Raw genomic sequence first — 18,018 nt, forward strand, 5'->3', positions numbered from 1 at the left:
CATGGGGTCAGGACTGGCAGAGGACGACGCCGCGCAGGTTGCGTCCGTCCTTCAGGTCACGGAAACCGGCATTGATGTCCTGGAGCCGGCTGACCTGGGTATCAAGGTCGAGGTACCCGTCCTGGTAGAGCCCGAGGAGGCGGGGGATCTCCTCGTTGGGGTTGGCCGAGTCGGAGAGTGACCCGACGATCTGCTTCTCGCGCATGGTGACGTCGAAGAGGTTCAGCGTCAGCGGCTGTGGGCCGGCGGCGGCGAGGCTGCACAGGACGATGCGGCCGAGCTTGCCGGTCATCCGTAGGATCGGCTGCAGCACGTCGTCCCTGGCCACGTCCATGATCGTGGCTCTCCTCACTCGGGCAGGTCGGCGCCGTCCCGGGCCGCCCGCAGCAGGTGCTTCTGGAGCTTGCCGCTGGCTGTCCGGGGAAGCTGGTCGACGATGTGCCATTCGGTGGGCACCTTGGCGCGGGCCATGTCTTGCCCGATCATGAATGCGGCGAGTTCCTCGGGCGTCGGCGGCGGGTAGCCGGGACGTCCGACGACGAAGGCACAGACCGTCTCGCCCAGCCGTTCATCGGGTACGCCTATGACCGCCGCGGCCTCGACGTGGGGGTGGCGGTGCAAGACGTGCTCGATATCGGCGCTGGAGAACTTCTCCCCGCCGCGGTTGATGATGTCTTTGGTCCGCCCGGTGATCCGCATCCACCGGTCGGCCGTCACCATTCCGCGATCCCCTGGATCGAACCAGCCCTCCTTGTCGAACTGGGCGCGGTTGAGCGCCGGGTCGGTGTAGCCGAGCAGCAGCTGAGCACTCCGGATCCAGATGTTGCCCTCGGTCTCGAGTGGTATGGGCCGGCCCATGTCGTCAAGGATCTTGACCTCTGCGTTGTCGGCCAGTTGGCCGTCCCACTGAGCCAGGCGCTCCAGCGGCGCGTCTCGAGGGGCCAGCGTCACGACCCCGGCAGCCTCGGTCATCCCGTAGGTGCGCGCGGCCCACATGCCGAGCGCGTCGGCCCGCTCGATGAGCTCCGGCGCGGTGTTCGCTCCGCCGCTGACGTAGTAGCGCAGCACGTGCAAGCCCTCGTCGCGTCGGCGCGCGTACTCTTCGACCAGATCCTTGAGGAACACCGCGGCACCGAGCGACCATGTCACCCGGTGGTCGTGGATGACCTGCACAGCCCTCTTGACCTCCCAGCGCGGCAGGATGACCACGCTCGCCCCGCAGGTCAGGGGCACCAGGCCGGCGGCAAGCATGCCGGCGATGTGCGTGACCGGCGCGAGCGCGAGACCCACATGCGTCTCGTCGACGCCCAGCCGGTCGTGGAACTGGCGGCCACCGAAGATCACCGCGTGCGAGTTGAGCCGCACACCTTTCGGGCTGGAAGTGGAGCCGGAGGTGTAAAGCCGCAGGCACTCGTCTTCGCCTGGGGAGGGCTCGGGCAGGGCGACGGAGCGATCCGGCTCGGCGTCGAGCCCGGGCAGGATCGACCAGCCGGCGACCGGCTCGTCCGAATCGGCGAGATAGCGAACGGCCGGCGTGACACCGGCGTCGGCAAGGCAGGAGTCCACTTCCTCAGCGAGCCGCCGCTCGCCCAGACGAGCGGTCGTCACCACCGCGGCTGGCCGCGAGTCGCGCACGATGTCGTCCAGTTCGTGCTTGCGGTAGATCGCCACGACGGGGACGGCGATCGCGCCGATCCGCCAGGCGGCGGCGGCGACCGCGACCACCTCCAGCCGGTTGACCAGCAACATCATCACGCGGTCACCTGGCCCCACACCGTGGGCGACGAGGTCGGCCGCGACGGCGTCGGACCAGCGGTGCAGGTCGGCGAAGGTCAGCGACAGATTCTCGAACCTGGCGTACTCCCGTCCGCTCCACCGTTGCGCCGCGACCGCTGTCAGGTCTCCAACACGCTCAACGTCCAACTGGACCTCCGCGTCCTCTTCGTTCGGGAATTCAGTTTTCGGGGGGGCGAACTGGGGGAACCGGGAAATCGAGACGTAGGCCTCGATTCCCAGTCCAGGCAGCAGGTCCTCGTCGAGGGCCCGCCGGATCGGGCGCTGCAACAACTGGCGGGTGTGGCGGAGCACGAGCGGGTCAGCGGCCGCGAGCCCGCGAGCGATCTCGGTGGCACGAGGCAGGAGCCGCGCCTGGGGTACGACCTCGCCGACGACACCTAGCGCAAGGGCCTCGGGGGCGGAGAGCCGTTCCCCTGTGAGGAGGAAGTGCCGGGCACGCACGGGGCCGAGGACCATGGGCCACAGCACCTGCGTCCCATCGCCGGGAACGAGTCCGCCCATCAGGTGGGCCGCGTCCTGGAAGTAGGTTTCTCCGGTGCAGAGGACAAGGTCGCAGAGCAGGACCAGTTCGGAGTGCCCGGTGACCGGCCCGTTCACCGCGGCGATCACCGGGATGCCCAGATCGACCATCCCATAGAGCATCCGGGTGGCCTCGCCTATGCCTCGCTCCCAGCCCGACGGTGTGACCTTCCCACTGCGGTAGACCTCGCCGTAGCCTTCGGGCGTACGGATGAACGCCTCGCCGGTGCCAGTGAGGATGACCACCCGATTAGCCTCGTCGGAGTGCACGGCGTCCAGCAACTGGGGGAACTCGCGGTGGGCCAGAGCGGTCCACATGAGAGGGCCCTCGCGATAGTGCAGTCGGACGGTCAACACACCGTCGTCAGTGCGGCTCAGGTCGGCGGTCCGGAACTTCTCGGCGTACGTCTCCAGCTTCATCGGAGGGCTCCCCCGTTGCCGGCGAGTTCTACCAGCGACGTCGGCGGGGCGAAGCGCTCCCCGTAGCGTTCGGCGAGCTCATCCAGGTCCCCACCGGCGGAGAACGTCGCCTTCGCCGAGGTGATGACGACGCCGCTGATCAGGCCGCGCTCGGCGTGCAGATGCTGGACCAAGGCCTGGAATTCGCGGCGGAATCGGCCGTTCATCGGGTTCGTCGACCCGTCGGGATCGTCGATCGTCACAATGATGAGGCCATCGGCGTCGTTGTCCCAGCCGAACATGGGATGCGCGAGATCAGTCATGGAATCCTCCTGGGTCCGGCGGTCAGACGCGCTCGGTCAGCGTCGAGGCTGTGGAAGTCGCCAAGATCTGCTCCGTTGGCTGGATCACCGGCTGTGTCACTTCAAACCGTAGACTAGTGAATAGTCACTAGGCAAGGTTCTGTCTGCCGCAACTCATCGATCGCCGGATGCGGGGCGGACACCGGCTCATTTGGCATCTGATCCACGCTCAAGCGCCATGCGGATGAAGTGCTCGATCAGGTCCGCGTTGTCGACCGCCCCCAGGTTGAGCGCCCTGTCCGGCGCCACTCCCTGGAACAGCCGCTTGAGCGGTACCTCGAGCCGCTTGCCCGTGCGGGTGTGCGGTATGCCGGGGACGACGATGATCTCGTCAGGCACATGCCGTGGGCTGGCTTGCGTGCGGATCGTCGCGCGGATCTCCCAGTCCAGCTCCTCGGTGAGCTCTTCGCCCTGTGCCAGCTCCACGAACAGTGGCATCCAGTAGCCGCCGTCACGCTGCTCGAGGCCGAGGACCACACAGTCGGTGACGGCCGGTATGGACTCGACGGCCGCGTAGATATCGGCCGTCCCCATGCGGACGCCGCCGCGGTTGAGAGTGGAGTCCGACCGGCCGGCGATGACGTACGTGCCGCGCTCGGTGATCTCCAGCCAGTCGCCGTGCCGCCATACTCCGGGCCACGGTTCGAAGTAGGCCTCCCGGTAGCGGGAGCCGTCCGGGTCGTTCCAGAAGGACAGCGGCATCGACGGCATCGGCTCGGTGACCACCAGCTCGCCGAGCTCGGAGAGCACTGGCTGGCCCTGCTCGTCCCACGAGGCCGCCGCCACGCCGAGTAATGGCCGTTGCAGCTCACCCGCCGTCACCGGCAGCAGCATCGAGGCACCGAGGAAGCTCGTCGCCACGTCGGTGCCGCCGGAGAACGAGCCGAGCAACACCTCTGTTCTCACCGCCTCGTACACCCAGGAATAGGTGGAGGCCGGCAGCGGCGACCCCGTGGAGCCCACGAACCGCAGCGCGGCCAGGTCGTGCGTCTCGCCAGGGCGGATACCGGCCTTCTCGCAGGCGGCCAGGTACGCGGCACTGGTGCCCAGGTGGGTCAGCTTGGTGCGCTCGGCGAGAGCGAACTGGGCATCGACGGAGGGGTAGGCCGGGGCGCCGTCATAGATGACGAGAGTGGCGCCGCAGACCAGTGCTGACAGGGCCACGTTCCACATGATCCAAGCCGTGGACGCGTACCAGGAGAAGCGATCGCCGTTTCCCACCTCCATGTGCAGCCCCGCCTGCTTGAGCTGTTCGAGAACAACGCCGCCGTGCCCGTGCACGATGCCCTTGGGCAGTCCGGTCGTCCCGGAGGAGTAGACGATCCACAACGGGTGGTCGAACGACAACTGCTCGAACAACGGCTCCTGCGGGTCACCCACCGCCTCGGCCCAGGACAGGGCGCCCTGGGGCACCTCATCCGCATGCAGTCGGCCCACAACGATCGTCGTCCGCACACTCGGCAGGGCCGCCCGCAGTTCGGCGACGATCTCGCGCCGGTCGAACTCCTTGCCGTTGAACCGGTAGCCGTCGACCGCGACCAGCACCACCGGCTCTATCTGTTCAAGACGGTCGAGCACCGACCGGGTGCCGAAGTCGGGGGCGCACGAAGCCCACACCGCACCGATCGACGCCGCGCCGAGGAAGGCCACCACCGCCTCGGGAACATTGTTGAGGTAGCCGGCCACCCTGTCCCCCGGCCGTACCCCGAGCCGTCGAAGGGTGGCGGCGAAGGCGCCGACCTGCGCCCGCAGGTCCGTCCAGGAGATCTCGACCGGGTCGGTGTCCTCGGCGACCGCGACCAGCGCGGGATGCTCACCAGAGTGCTTCAGCGCCTGCTGGGCGTAGTTGAGCGTCGCCCCGGGGAACCACACGGCGCCGGGCATCTCCCGTCTAGTGAGCACCAGTTCGTCGAGGACGCCGGGCAGCACGCCGGTCCAGTCCGCCAAGTCGCCCCAGAACTGATCGAGGTGCTCGACTGACCAGCGCCACAACGTGTCGTAGTCGACTGGGTCGCCGAAGGACAGTCCGCGCCGCCTGGCCACCCAGGCGGCGAAGTCCGCGATCCGGGTGAGCCGTGCCGACTCTTGCGTCGGCTGCCACAGCAGGCCCGGGGTGGCCGGGCTGGTGGCGCTCACCGCCGCCGCTCCGCTGCGACACCGTCGGCGATCAGCCGTTCGGCGTCCAGACCGGCCTCCGCGAGCACAGCACGGGTATCCGCTCCAGGCTCGGTGGGACGCCCGGGCGAAAGGGCCGGATGCTCGGAGAACCGTGGGGCCACTGCCGACTGCGTCACGCCGTCGACGGCGACGAGCGCACGGCGGGCCTCGACTTGGGGGTGCGATGCCGCGTCCTGGAGACTGAGCACGGGCGAGACGCAGGCGTCGGAGCCGGTGAATCGCTCGATCCACTCCGCCTGAGTCCGGCTCGCGAACTTCTCCGCGATCCGCGTGCGCAGGTGTGGCCAGTGAGCGTGTTCTTGCCGGCATCGGGGGTCATCGTCCAAGTCGAGTACCCGCAGCAGTTCCCGGTAGAACTTCGGCTCCAGCGCTCCGACCGCCATGAACCGCCCGTCCGCCGTCTCGTACACCGCGTAATAGGGAGCACCGCCGTCGAGGGTGTTGGCGCCACGGTCGTCGACCCACTGGCCGGCGGCCAGCATGCCGTGGAACATGGTCAGCAGGTGCAGGGTCCCGTCGAGGATCGACGCGTCCACTACTTGTCCCCGCCCTGACAGCCGCGCTTCGTGCATGGCCGCCAGCAGCCCGATGACCAGGTACGTCGCTCCCCCGCCGAAGTCCCCCACGAGGTTCAACGGGATTTGCGGCCGGCCGCCGCGTTCTCCCATCGCGTGCAGGGCCCCGGTCACCGCGATATAGGAGATGTCGTGCCCCGCCGTCGGGGCCAGCGGCCCATCCTGCCCCCAGCCGGTCATCCGGCCGTAGACCAATCTCGGATTGCCCGCCAGCACCGCCTCGGGCCCCAGCCCCAGCCGCTCGGCGACTCCCGGCCGGAACCCCTCGACGAAGATGTCGGCGTGCGCGGCGAGGCTGAGCACCGCATCCACTCCCTCGGACCGCTTCAGGTCGACGATGACCGACCGCTTACCCCGGTTCAAGAGCTCGAATGTCGGAGACACCTCAAGGTCACCGGCTGCCGGGCGATCGATCCGGATCACCTCGGCGCCCAGGTCGGCCAGGAACATGCAGGCGAAGGGCGCGGGCCCCAGACCCGCCAGCTCGATCACCCTCACTCCGCGAAGCGGCCCATCACGGCTGATGCCCCCGGCCTCATCAACGAACTGCAACTTCCCTCCCAGTTACGAGGCGGCGCCTCGGCCTCCGGCTGGAGGCCGGCAGACTCGACACATGCCCCAACGACCAGCGGCCGGCCCGGCTCTCGCCGCCTGGCGCACCGAATCACCGCGATTCCCGGGCGTCTCGAATCTCCACAGACATTACCTAGTGATCATTCACTAAACAAGTGCGCCATCCGTCACCGGCAGCGATGGACCTCTTTGCGCGTCTGTACGCCGGGGGACGAGGTCTCATCGCACGATTCGGCGGGAGCGATGGAACGGGCCGCTCCCGCGTGCCTGATGAGCCCCTTGCCGTCCCCGCGGACAGACAAGCGGCGGTCCCATGCCGTAGCGTTCACCCGGAAGGTGCGTCCGTTCTGTGCGATGTTCGTGATCTAAGGCCCACCGCGGACGCGAGGCTCGTCTTGTACTCCTCCTCGGTGATGTCCGGATTGTGCAGGTAACCGTAGGACATGATCTTGCCGCCGATGTCGGCGTTGCGCTCCAGGACGAGGACCTTCCTGCCCTCCATCTGGGCGAGCAGTGCCCCGCGGATCAGGCCGCCGAGGCCTGATCCGATGATGATCACATCATGGTCGGACATCGTTCATCTCTCCGTGGTGTGGGTCGGGTGACTACTGGCCGCAGAGCAGGACGCCGCGCAGGTTCTGGCCGTCCTTCATGTCCGCGTAGCCCTTGTTGATCTCCTCGAGGGAGTACGAGCGCGAGATCTGGTTGTCCAGGTCGAGCAGGCCGCGCTGGTACAGGTCGAGGAGGCGGGGGATCTCGTCGTTCGGGTTGGCCGACCCGGACAGCGAGCCGACGATCGCCTTCTCCCGCATGGTCAGGTCGAACAGGTTCAGGCTCAACGGCTGCGGGCCCGCCGCCGCGAGACTGCACAGCACGATCCGACCCAGTTTGCTGGTCATCCGCAGGATCGGCTGCAGGGTGTCGCCCCGGGCCGCATCCATGGTGACGATCACCCGCTGGGCCATGCGTCCCTTGGTCTCGGCCTTGACCAGGTCGTAGGCGGCCTCGATACTCTCGGCCACGTGGGTCGCCCCGAAGGTCAGCGCGTAGTCGCGCTTGGCCGCGACCGGGTCGACCCCGACGACGCAGCGTGCGCCCGCGAACCTCGCCGCCTGCACCGCATTCACGCCGACGCCGCCCACCCCGATCACGACGAGGTCATCGCCTGGCCGGATGCCGGAGGCGTGGGTGACCGCCCCCCAGCCGGTGATCACCGCGCAGCTGACCAGGCTCGCGCGGTCCAGCGGGATGGACGGGTCGATCGGGATGCACTGGGCCTCGTGCACCACCGCGTGCCGCGAGAACGTCCCGAGCAGGCACATCAGGGCCAGGTCCGCGCCTCGGGCGTGGTGCCGGGAGGTCTGGTCCTCCAACTGCCTGCCGGAGCCCATGACGCCGAGCCGGTCGCACTGGTTCTGGTGCCCGGACGCGCAGGCCGGGCAGATGCCGCAGGAGGGCACGGAGGAGAACACGACGTGGTCGCCGGGCTTCACCCGGGTCACGCCCTCCCCCACCCGCTCGACGACGCCCGCCCCCTCGTGCCCGCCGATGATCGGCAGGGCTGAGGGCAGGACCCCGCTGGCAAGGTGGCCGTCGGAGTGGCAGAGGCCGGTCGCCTCCATCCGGACGAGGACCTCGTGGCGCCGCGGGTCGTCGAGCTCGATCTCCTCGACGCTCCACTCCTCGCCGCGGGCCCAGAGCACCGCTGCTTCGGTCTTCACGGCTCCTCCTAGAACCCGCGCGGCAGGCCGAGCTTGCCGGCGATGAAGTTGCGGGACATCTCGCTGGTGATCGGGGCGATGCGCCACAACCGCGCATCCCGCCAGTACCGCTGCATGTCCGTCTCGGCCGAGTAGCCCAGGCCGCCGAGGAGCTGCAACCCGATGTCGGCCGCCTGCACCGCGTACTCGGAGCAGATCATCTTGGCCATGGTGGCCTCCATCTCGCACGGCCTGCCCTGCGCCAGCAGCCAGGCGGCGTTGTGTGAGACCAGCTCGGCGGTGTGCCGCCAGGCGGCGATGTCGACGACCTTGTGCTGCAGCACCTGGAAGTGGTCGATCGTCTTCCCGAACGCCTCGCGCTCGCCCAGGTAACGCCGCGCGTCCTCCAGCACCCCGTCCAGGATCCCGGTCGAGCACGCGGAGAGCAGCACCTTGTCGGCGTTGAGTCCCGCGGCGATTCCCTTCCAGCCCTTGCCCCGCGGGCCGACGATGTTCTCCGCGGGCACGCGCACGTCGTCGAGGAAGACCTCGTAGGAGGCCAGCGACCGCACCCCGAGCTTGGGGATGTGCCGCATGTCCAGGCCGGGGGTGTCGCCCGGCACCAGGATCAGGTTGGTGCCGGAGGGCTCACCGTCGTCGCCGATGTTGCGGGCGAGCACCACCAGGTAGTCGGCGTTGCCCGCGCCCGTCGACCACATCTTCTGGCCGTTGATGACCCACTCGTCGCCCTCGAGCCGCGCGGTCGAGCGCATCCCCCCGAGCAGGTCGGTGCCGCCGCCGGGCTCGGTGATGGCGATGGCGAACACCAGCTCGCCCCGCGCCATGCGGGGCAGCAGATCCTTCTTCTGCTCCTCGCTCGCCGCCGCGAGCAGGGTCATCGTGCCGCCGACGACGGGGGCGAGCCAGACCGCGATCAGCCCGCCGAGGTTGCGGGTCAGCTCCCGCGCGGCGAGTGCCTGGGTGAAGACCGTGCCGCCCTGGCCGCCGTACTCCTCGGGAATGCCGATACCGTAGTAGCCCGCCTCCGACAGGTCGTCCCACAGCTGCTGCGGGAACAGCTCGCCGCTTGCCTCGATCTCCCGGGCCCGGCTCTTCGGATACTTCTTGTCGACCCATTCACGGGTGGCGTCCCGCCACGCGATGTCGGTGTCGTTCAGGTCGAAGTCCATCGTCTCGCCTCTCAGTACGACTTCGGCAGACCGAGCTTGCGCTCGGCGAGATAGCAGAGGATGAGCTCCGGGCTGACCGGAGCGAGGCGGGTCAGCTTGGCCTCCCGCCACAGCCGCTCGACGTGGTACTCCTTCGCGTAGCTGTAGCCGCCGAGGGTCTGCATCGCCCGGTCCGCGGCCTCGAAGCCGTACTCGCCGCCCAGGTACTTCGCGCTGTTGGCCTCGGCGCCGCAGTCCAGGCCGCGGTCGTAGAGACTCGCCCCGCGCAGGACCATCAGCCAGGCGGACTCGAGGCGCGCGTAGCTGTCGGCGAGCGGGAACTGGACACCCTGGTTCATGCCGATCACTCGGCCGAAGACCTGGCGCTCCTTGGCGTACTCGACCGCGATCTCGAGTGCCTTGCGGCCGATCCCGATCGCCTCGGAGGCCACGAGCAGCCGCTCCGGGTTGAGCCCGTCGAGTAGCAGCTTGAAACCCTTGCCCTCCTCGCCGACCATGTCCCGGTCCGGGACCCGCAGGTCGTCGATGAAGAGCTCGTTGGAGTCGACCGCGGCGCGGCCGACCTTCTCGATCTCGTTGACCCTGATGTGGTCCCGGTCAAGGTCGGTGAAGAAGAGCGTCAGCCCGTCCGCCTTCGACTTGCCGGGGTCGGGCTCGCGGGTGCGGGTCAACAGAAGGATCTTGTCCGCGACCTGTGCGGTGCTGATCCACACCTTGCGGCCGTTGACCACCCAGTCGCCGCCGTCCCTGACGGCCCGCGTGCGCAGGCTCGTGGTGTCCAGCCCCGAGTCCGGCTCGCTGACGCCGAACGCGACCTTCATCCGGCCGCCGATGATATCCGGCAGGCTGGCCTGCTTCATCTCCGGCGAGCCGTGCTTGACGACGACATTGGTGCCGAACACGTTCATGTGCACCGTGCTCGCCGCAGTGAGGCCACCGCCGCGCGCGATGCCCTCCATCATCATCACGGCCTCGGAGATGCCCAGACCCGCGCCACCGAACTCCGGGGGCATGGCGATCCCGAGCCAGCCCTGCTGGGCGGCGAAGCCGAAGAACTCGTCCGGGAACTCGCCGGCCTTGTCGATCTCCCGCCAGTAGCCGAGCGAGAACTTTTTCATCCCGTCGTCGACGGCCTTCTTGATGGCCTCCTGGTCCTCGGACAGGTCCCAGGCTGCGGACCGCGTCGCGTCCGCTGTCATCTTGTACTCCCCTCGTGGCCGATCAGGCCCGTGCCGGTGCGCTGGACCTGGCTGCGGCCGGGCGCGCCCTGGATCTCTTCGGCCAGCAGCCCTGCGGCAAGCAGCCGGTCCAGAGCGATCCCGGTCCGCACGCCAGCGCGCTCCAGCAGCACGGCGACGTCTTCGGTGCTGACATTGCCGGTCTCCCCGGCGTGGTTCTGCTCGACGGTCGGGGGTTCCCCGCCGATGCCGCCCAGGCACGAGTCGACGCAGGTCGCCCCCGCGAGGACGGCTGCCCAGGTGTTCGCGACCCCCGCACCGCGGGTGTCGTGGAAGTGCGCGATCCAGCCGGTGTCCGGGTGGCTCTCGACGGCCCGCGCGGTGTAGGCGCCAGCCCGCACTGGATCCGCGAGCCCGGTCGTGTCGCTGAGCATGATCCGGTCCACGCCGATGTCGATCAGTCGCCCAGCCATGTCGAAGACGGTCTCCTCCGGCACCTCGCCGGTGATCGGGCAACCGAAGGCGGTGGCCAGGGCCGACACCGTCTCCAGGCCCGCCGCGTGGGCCGCTGCGACCATCTGCTCGATCTGGCTCAGGTGCTCGGCGTGAGTCCGCTTGAGGTTCGCCAGGTTGTGCGCCTCGGACGCCGAGATCGGGAAGCCCACGGTGGTGATCGCGCCCAGCTTCTCGTTCAGCTCCACGGCCCGCTGCACGCCTCGCAGATTGGGGGCGAGCACCCGGATGCGCACCCCGCGTCCGGCTCCCCGCTCCGCCACGGCCGCCAGCACCTCCTCGGCGTCGGCGAACTGGGGCGCGTACTTCGCCGGCACCAACGAGGTGACGTCCAGCTCGCGCACGCCCGCCCCGATCGCCGCCTCCAGCACGGCGATCTTGCGGTCGGTCGGCACGACCTCGGACCACGACTGCAGGCCGTCCCGTGACCAGCATTCGCAGAGCGCGACCTCGGCGGGCGGCGCGGGCAGCCGGGTCACGAGTCGTCCTTCCATACCGGTTTGCGCTTCTCGGCGAAGGCGGAGGTGCCCTCCTTGGCGTCGTGCGTGCCGGTGGCGACGCTGAGCATCGCCTGCAGCAAGGCCAGCGCCTCGTCCGGCTGGGACCCGAGCACCCGGTAGAAGGCGCTGCGCCCCAGGCGGATCGCCGCGGGCGACTGGGCGGCGATCCGCTCGGCCACCCGATCCACGGCCAGGTCCAGCTCCAAGGCGGGGACCACCTCGTTGACGAAGCCGATCCGCTGCGCCTCGGCGGTATCCACCCGCCGGCCGGACATCATCAGCTCGAGGGCCACCTTCGGCGGCATCGAGCGCAGCAGCGGCACGGTGATCATGTAGGGCCACAGCCCGACGGCGACCTCGGGGGTGCCGAACACGGCGTCCTCCGAGGCCACCACGATGTCGCAGGCCATCGCCAGGCCGAAGCCGCCCGCGAGCGCGTAACCGCGGACCTTGGCGATGGTCGGGATCCCCGCGGACCACAGCGTGCGGAAGAAGTCGGCCAGGTGGCCGCGCCCCTCGTGTGCTGCCTCCGCGTCCAGCTCCGCGCCGCGCACGCCGCCGAGGTCGGCACCCGCGCAGAACGACTTGTCCCCGGCCCCGGTGATGACCAGTACCCGGACGCCACTCTCGGACTTCGCGCGCAGCACGCCGTCCCGCAGGCTGGCGAGGGTCTCGAACGTCATCGAGTTGCGGCGGTCCGGCCGGTCGATGGTCAGCGTGACAACGCGCCCGGAACGCCCGTAACGCACCGACCGCTCGACCGCGTCCCACTGCTGCGCCGTCGTCATGACGCCGCCTTCCGCACGTGCAGCGGCAGTTCGAGCATCGAGCGCAGCACCGCGTTGTCCTTGTACTCCGGGGTGAAGTCTGCGGGCATCTCCAGTGATTCCACCCGGTCCAGCAGGTGCTCCAGCGCGATGGTGCCCTCCGCCCGGGACAGCGCGGCACCAAGGCAGAGATGGATCCCCTTGCCAAACGAGAGGTGGTGACGCGAGTTGGGTCGGTCGACGTCGAACCGGTCCGGCTCGGGGAAGACCCCGGCGTCCCGGTTGGCCGCGCCCGCCACGATCAGCACCCGCGAGCCCTGCGGCACCGGGGTGCCCGCGATCTCGGTGTCCGCCTTGCACAACCGCACACTGCCCTGCACCGGCGCCTCGAGCCGCAACGCCTCCTCGACCGCGAACGGGATCTTCTTCGGATCCTCGCGGACGCGGGCGAGCTGCTCGGGGTTCTGCTGCAGCAGCATCATCATCATCCCGGAGAGCATGTTGACCGTGGTCTCGTTGCCCGCCACCAGCGTGACGTAGGAGATGGCCAGCATCTCCTGCGTGGTGAGCGGCTTCTCATCCTTGTCGACGGCGTTGACGAGCAGCCCGAGGAAGTCCTCGGACGGGTTGAGCCTGCGGTCGGCGATCCGGTCGTCGAAGTACCCCAGCAGCTCCTGCAGCGACTCGTGGCACTCCCGGGACCGCTCCGCGCTGAGGGTGCCGCCGAGCACCTCGGCGGCGTCGTCCGACCACTTCTCGAACACGTCGAGGTCGCTGCGCGGTACGCCGAGGAAATCGGCGATCACGATGAGCGGCAACGGCTTCGCGAAGTCCCGCACGAAGTCGATCTGCCCGTCGGCGGGGAAAGCGTCGATCAGGTCGTCGACGACGCCGCGGATCTTGGGTTCGAGCTCCTTGATCCGACGGGCGGTGAACGCCCTGGCCACCAGCTTGCGGAACCGGCTGTGCGAGGGCGGATCATTGGTCAGCAGGGTGCGGACGACCCGGTACTTGGCGTCGTCCGGTGCCGCCTCGGCGCCCATCAGCGCCTTCTGCCGCAGCCCCGGCCCGGCCTTGTTCGAGAAGTCCTCGACCCGGCCGAGCACCGAATCGCAGTCCGCGTGCCGGGTGACGAGATAGACGTCCTCCCCCTCGAGTTGGTGGACGCCCTGCTGCGCGCGCAACTGCTCGTAGTAGGGGTACGGGCACTGCACGGTGTCCGGCTGGTAAAAGCGGTCGGCCATCGAGCCCTCCTTTCAGTGTGGGGTCGGGGCGAGCCGCTCGTGCGGCACCCCGACGGCGTCGCGTCCACCTTGACGATCTCGTTCAGCGTTCCTCGCCCATGCGAGCCTCCTTGTTCCGTTCCACGAAGCCCGATGATCAATCGAACTCAGGGAACCGGGAGATCGAGACGTACGCCTCGATGCCCAGGCCCGTCATCAGGTCCTGCTCCAACGCACGCCGGATCGGCCGCTGCAACAGCGACCGGGTGTGCGTCATGACCAGCCGGTCGACACCAGCGAGGTCGCGGGCGATCTCTTCCGCCCGTTTGTCCGCGTCTGCGGCGGAGGGCACCACCTCGCCCACCACCCCCAGCGACAGCGCCTCGGTGGCGCCGATCTTCTGCCCGGTCAGTAGGAAGTGCTTGCCGCGGACCGGACCGAGCACCATCGGCCAGAGCACCTGGACCCCGTCACCCGGCACGAGACCACTGGGCAGATGGGCCAGATCCTGGAAGTACGTGGCCTCCGTACAGACGACCGCGTCACACAGCAGGACCAGCTCGGCGTGTCCGGTGACCGGGCCGTTGACCGCCGCCACCACCGGAATCTCGAGGTCGAGCAGCCCGAACAGCATCCGCCGCGCCTCACCGAGGCCGCGTTCCCAGTCCGAGGGCTTGACCTTGCCGCTCCGGTAGACATCGCCGTAGCCCTCTGGCGTCCGGATGAAGGAGTCCCCTGTCCCGGTGAGGATCACGACCCGGTTCTCGGGGTCCCCCGAGATCGACTCCAGCAGCCTCGGGAACTCGCGGTGAGCCAGTGCGGTCCAGGTCATCGGGCCGCCGCGATAGTGCATCCGCACCGTGAGCACGCCGTCCTCGCGGGAAAGCCGCAGCACCTTGAAGGAATTCGCGTAATCCTCGAACGCCGCCACCGAGCCTCCTCTCACCATCACCACCCAGCCGGACGTTCCGTTCAGCGGATGTCAGGACAATCGAACCCAAGTTAATATTAACTAGGCTACTGGATCGCCGGCGCACCTCGCAATGAGGCAGGATGAGCAGGACAGGTCCGGAAGGGGAACACGACATGGCGGCACTACGGGGTCCGCTATCGAAGGCGGCGCGGCTGAGCGCTGCTCAGCGCCGCGATCAGCTCGCCCAACTGGCCGCGCAGCGGTTCCACCTACTCGGCTACCACCGCGTCTCGCTAGGGGACGTCGCGGCGGACGCCGGGGTGACCGGGCCGGCCGTCTACCGGCACTTCAAGAACAAGGAGGCCCTGCTCGCCGCCAGCATCGCCAGCGGTCTGGACCTCGTCGAGGAGGCCGTCGGCGGCGCCGCCGACGCACCGCTCGAAACGGTCGTCGCGGCCGTGGCCGAGGTCGGGTTGCACCGGCCGGACATGTGGGTGCTGCTCCAGAGGGAGTCCAGGTTCCTCTCCCCCGAGCTCCGCGCGCCGGTTCAGGAGCAGTTCGGTCGGGTAGTGGATGCGCTCTCGCGCAGGCTGCGCCGTGAGAACACCGCTTTGGCCCACGACGACGCGCGGCTGCTCATCACGGCCGCGACGGCGGTGCTGTCTCTGCCGTCCACCACCCGCACCAGCCTGACCCCCGAGGACTACCGGCGCACGTTGACGACGATCGCGCTGAGGTGCTTGCGGACCGACCTCGCGTCTGCCCGGGCGACGATGGCCGGCCCCGATCGGAGCGACCAGTCCGATCCGGCTCGTTCCTCCCGGCGCGAGCAGATCGTCGACACCGCGATCGGACTCTTCTTCGCCCGCGGTTACAGCGGAGTCAGCCTGGACGACATCGGCGCCGCAATCGGGATCGCGGGGCCCAGCATCCTGCACCACTACACGACCAAGGCAGAAATCCTGGTCACGGCGTTCGACCGAGCGTCGGACAACCTCGTCGAGGCCCAGACGCTCCGTCGGAGCGCGGGTCGGGCGCCCGACCTCCAGGAACTGGTCGCCGCGTACATCGGCTACTGCCTGGACAACCGCAGCCTGCTCGGCGTGTACGTGTCCGAACCGATGCACCTCCCCCCAGACGCGTTCGCCCGGACGCAGGCCACGGTCCGGACCGAACTGCTCGACTGGACACGGGCACTGATCGCCACATCACTGGACCTCGAAGAGCCTGTGGCGCGGGTCCGCGTGCGCGCGGCCGTAGCAGCGATCAACGACCTCGTCCGCCTCGGCCACTTCGCCGACCGCCCGCAGATCGGAGTCGAGGTCCTCGCTGTGGCGATCGCCGTTCTGCTCGACTGAAGCCGGAACACCAGGTCGCTCAGAAGAACCGGCGCATCAGCTTCTTCTTGGACACCGTATACGGGGGATACATGAGCGACGGGTCCGGCTTGGCCGGTTTGACGAGCACCGCCTTCCGGTGGCTGAAGGTCTCGAACCCCCACTTGCCGTGGTAGGCGCCCATACCGCTGTTACCGACGCGGCCGAACGGGAGTTGCGGCACCAGGCAGTGCATCGCGGCGTGATTGATGACGACGCCGCCGGAGCTCGTCTCGTTCACGAGGCGTTCCCGATCGGTCCTGGAGGACCCGAACAGATAGGCCGCCAGCGGCTTGGGGCCGCTGTTGATCCTGCGGATCGCGTCGTCGAGGGACTCGACGGTGACGACCGGGAGCACGGGACCGAAGATCTCCTCCCGCATGAGCGGGGAGTCGGGGGCCGGGTCCAGCTCCACGGCCGGATCGATCGTCAGAGTGGCCCGGTCCCGCGTCCCTCCTCGCACGACGGTGCCGCCGTGCCCGTCCAGCAACGCGCTGACTCGGTCGAACTGCCGCTCGTCGATGATCCGGCCGGCGGGCTCCCCGACCTGGAACTCCTCGATCGTCTTCTCGAGGGCTCCGAGGAACTCCTCCCGCACGGACGCGTCGACGAGCACGTAGTCCGGGGCGATACAGGTCTGCCCCGAGTTCAGCAACTTCACCCAGGCGATGCGCCGGGCCGCCACCGGGATGTCGGCGTCCCTGGCCACCACCGCCGGGCTCTTGCCGCCGAGCTCCAGGGTCACCGGCGTGAGATGGGGAGCCGCCACGCGCTTCCCGATCTCCGGACCACCGGTGAAGATGACATGGTCCATCGCCTGAGCGAGGAGGTCCTGAGTGGCGTCCGGGAGCTGGGTGTAAAGCTCTCGGAAGATCGACCGGAGCTGCGCCTTGGCCAGGTGCGAGCCCAGGCAGTAGTGCGGCCCGCCGCCACCGAAGGCCACGTGCGGGCCGGGCTTGCGGGTGATGTCGAACTCCCGCGGCCGGTCGATGATCGACTCGTCCCGGTTGCCCGAGCTGTAGAACATGGCGACCTTGTCACCGGGCTCGATGACCGTGCCGTTCAGTTCGAACCGCTCCAGTGGCGTGCGCCGGAAGGTCATCACCGGAGACGCCCACCTGACGAACTCCTCGACCGCGGGCCCGATCCTGGCGTCGAAGTCGGCCATCAGCCAGTCCCGCTGGCCGGGGTTCTCGGTCAGCGCGCGCAGGGTGTGCGTGGTGGTCTGCTTGGTGGTGTCGTTGCCCGCCGCGCAGAGCAGCACGAAGAAGGCCCGGATCTCGTCGTCCGTGAGGTGCTGGCCGTCGACCTCGGCCGCGATCAGGGCGGAGATCAGGCCGTTCTCCGGCTTCTCCCGCCGCATGTCGATGACGTCCTGGCAGACGCCGTGCAGGGTGACGAGGCCGTTGAGCATCTCGGTCGCCGAGTCGGACCCGGCGACCGTGTCGTCGTCTCCCCAGGCGATCATCGCGTGGGCTGCGTCGACGACCTCCTGCCGCCGATCATCGGGGATCCCGATCATCTCCGAAATCGTCCACATCGGCAGCCGCGCCGAGACCGACCGGACGAACTCGGCCTCGCCCTCGCCGCCTCTGCGCGAAGCCGGGCGAAGGTCTCCTCGCGCCGCTCCGGCGTCAACCGCCAGAACTCGCCTGCGGAGATGTCGATCGGGTGGTGGATCCGGTTCTCGGCTACCGACTCGGTCATGGTCGCCTCATTTCGCGATGAGGTCGGAGCGGCCGTTGTCGGCCAGCATCTTGACGTACCGGGGGTACAGGTCCTTGGCGACGGGCGTCAGTTTGAGCAGCTGCGAGGCCAATCCGCCGATCTTGACCTTCCCGCGGGCCATCGCCAGCGGGAGGCTGACCTTGCCCTGCCAGTACTGGTTCGCGGTGTCGGCGGTCATGCTCAGCGTGGCGTCCGACTCGATGGCGGCCGCCGCGCCGACGAGGATCTGCCTCGTCGGGAAATCGACCCGCACCGTGGTGTCCGGATCTGTGTAGTCCATCCGGAGGCTCATGCCGGTGCCGGCGAGCTTGGGACCGATCGAGTCGTCGGCCAACGCCTCTTCGAAGGTGCCGCCGAGGAATTGGTGAACTTCGTCCGCACTGCGAAACCCGCCCATGATTTGTAAACAACCACGTAGCTCACGGTGAGTGATGGCGGCGGGCATGCGCTATCGCCGGGTGCCGTGCGAGGCGGACCCGGGACGGCGACGGGTGTCAGGGGACGGCGGTGGGCATGGGTGGCCGCCA

The 18,018-nt window shown here is 68.9% G+C and carries 16 protein-coding genes; 1 reads left to right on the forward strand and 15 read right to left on the reverse strand.

Translation table 11 applies throughout. The features are described from left to right. Positions 1–7 precede the first annotated feature (7 nt). The 13 genes from ABGB08_RS48145 to ABGB08_RS48205 all read right to left on the reverse strand — a co-directional run bounded on the left by ABGB08_RS48145 (position 8) and on the right by ABGB08_RS48205 (position 14,405). Positions 8–334 (reverse strand): hypothetical protein, encoded by a 327-nt coding sequence (locus ABGB08_RS48145; RefSeq protein WP_347605168.1) that lies wholly within the window; start codon positions 332–334, stop codon positions 8–10. 14 nt (positions 335–348) lie between these two features. Beyond that, complete coding sequence (locus tag ABGB08_RS48150) at positions 349–2,736, reverse strand: AMP-binding protein (protein ID WP_347605171.1); 2,388 nt, start codon at positions 2,734–2,736, stop codon at positions 349–351. Next, positions 2,733–3,038 carry a hypothetical protein gene (locus ABGB08_RS48155; RefSeq protein ID WP_347605174.1) on the reverse strand — a complete coding sequence of 102 codons (306 nt, stop codon included), beginning with the start codon at positions 3,036–3,038 and terminating at the stop codon, positions 2,733–2,735. The genes ABGB08_RS48150 and ABGB08_RS48155 overlap by 4 nt, the downstream gene beginning before the upstream one ends. A 186-nt stretch (positions 3,039–3,224) precedes the next feature. Then, positions 3,225–5,213 carry an acetoacetate--CoA ligase gene (locus ABGB08_RS48160; RefSeq protein WP_347605177.1) on the reverse strand — a complete coding sequence of 663 codons (1,989 nt, stop codon included), beginning with the start codon at positions 5,211–5,213 and terminating at the stop codon, positions 3,225–3,227. Then, on the reverse strand, positions 5,210–6,328 hold the full coding sequence (locus ABGB08_RS48165; protein ID WP_347605212.1) for a CaiB/BaiF CoA-transferase family protein: 1,119 nt from the start codon (positions 6,326–6,328) through the stop codon (positions 5,210–5,212). The genes ABGB08_RS48160 and ABGB08_RS48165 overlap by 4 nt, the downstream gene beginning before the upstream one ends. A gap of 400 nt (positions 6,329–6,728) precedes the next feature. Then, the gene (locus ABGB08_RS48170; protein ID WP_347605179.1) at positions 6,729–6,977 is read right to left on the reverse strand and encodes an NAD(P)-binding protein; all 249 of its coding nucleotides are present in this window, start codon (positions 6,975–6,977) and stop codon (positions 6,729–6,731) included. Positions 6,978–7,008: 31 nt separating this feature from the next. Then, positions 7,009–8,124 (reverse strand): NDMA-dependent alcohol dehydrogenase, encoded by a 1,116-nt coding sequence (locus ABGB08_RS48175; protein ID WP_347605182.1) that lies wholly within the window; start codon positions 8,122–8,124, stop codon positions 7,009–7,011. Positions 8,125–8,132: 8 nt separating this feature from the next. Then, positions 8,133–9,293 carry an acyl-CoA dehydrogenase family protein gene (locus ABGB08_RS48180; RefSeq protein ID WP_347605185.1) on the reverse strand — a complete coding sequence of 387 codons (1,161 nt, stop codon included), beginning with the start codon at positions 9,291–9,293 and terminating at the stop codon, positions 8,133–8,135. An 11-nt stretch (positions 9,294–9,304) separates the two neighbouring features. Then, positions 9,305–10,492: an acyl-CoA dehydrogenase family protein gene (locus ABGB08_RS48185; RefSeq protein WP_347605188.1), complete on the reverse strand. Its 1,188-nt coding sequence runs from the start codon at positions 10,490–10,492 to the stop codon at positions 9,305–9,307. After that, on the reverse strand, positions 10,489–11,463 hold the full coding sequence (locus ABGB08_RS48190) for a hydroxymethylglutaryl-CoA lyase (protein WP_347605191.1): 975 nt from the start codon (positions 11,461–11,463) through the stop codon (positions 10,489–10,491). The genes ABGB08_RS48185 and ABGB08_RS48190 overlap by 4 nt, the downstream gene beginning before the upstream one ends. After that, complete coding sequence (locus tag ABGB08_RS48195; RefSeq protein WP_347605194.1) at positions 11,460–12,272, reverse strand: enoyl-CoA hydratase-related protein; 813 nt, start codon at positions 12,270–12,272, stop codon at positions 11,460–11,462. The genes ABGB08_RS48190 and ABGB08_RS48195 overlap by 4 nt, the downstream gene beginning before the upstream one ends. Beyond that, the gene (locus ABGB08_RS48200; protein ID WP_347605197.1) at positions 12,269–13,495 is read right to left on the reverse strand and encodes a cytochrome P450; all 1,227 of its coding nucleotides are present in this window, start codon (positions 13,493–13,495) and stop codon (positions 12,269–12,271) included. The genes ABGB08_RS48195 and ABGB08_RS48200 overlap by 4 nt, the downstream gene beginning before the upstream one ends. A gap of 136 nt (positions 13,496–13,631) precedes the next feature. Next, positions 13,632–14,405, reverse strand: coding sequence for an enoyl-CoA hydratase/isomerase family protein (locus ABGB08_RS48205; protein ID WP_347605200.1), 774 nt, complete (start codon positions 14,403–14,405; stop codon positions 13,632–13,634). Between the two features lie 122 nt (positions 14,406–14,527). On the opposite strand from ABGB08_RS48205, the gene ABGB08_RS48210 reads away from it, so the two are divergent. Beyond that, positions 14,528–15,745, forward strand: coding sequence for a TetR/AcrR family transcriptional regulator (locus tag ABGB08_RS48210; RefSeq protein ID WP_347605203.1), 1,218 nt, complete (start codon positions 14,528–14,530; stop codon positions 15,743–15,745). A 19-nt stretch (positions 15,746–15,764) separates the two neighbouring features. On the opposite strand, the gene ABGB08_RS48215 is transcribed toward ABGB08_RS48210, so the two are convergent. Then, positions 15,765–17,285: an aldehyde dehydrogenase family protein gene (locus ABGB08_RS48215; protein WP_347605206.1), complete on the reverse strand. Its 1,521-nt coding sequence runs from the start codon at positions 17,283–17,285 to the stop codon at positions 15,765–15,767. A 192-nt stretch (positions 17,286–17,477) separates the two neighbouring features. After that, entirely contained in the window at positions 17,478–17,936 is a 459-nt protein-coding gene (locus ABGB08_RS48220) for an SCP2 sterol-binding domain-containing protein (protein WP_347605209.1), read from the reverse strand. Positions 17,937–18,018 lie beyond the last annotated feature (82 nt).

The organism is Acrocarpospora sp. B8E8 (genome assembly GCF_039871605.1).
Lineage (GTDB): Bacteria > Actinomycetota > Actinomycetes > Streptosporangiales > Streptosporangiaceae > Acrocarpospora > Acrocarpospora macrocephala.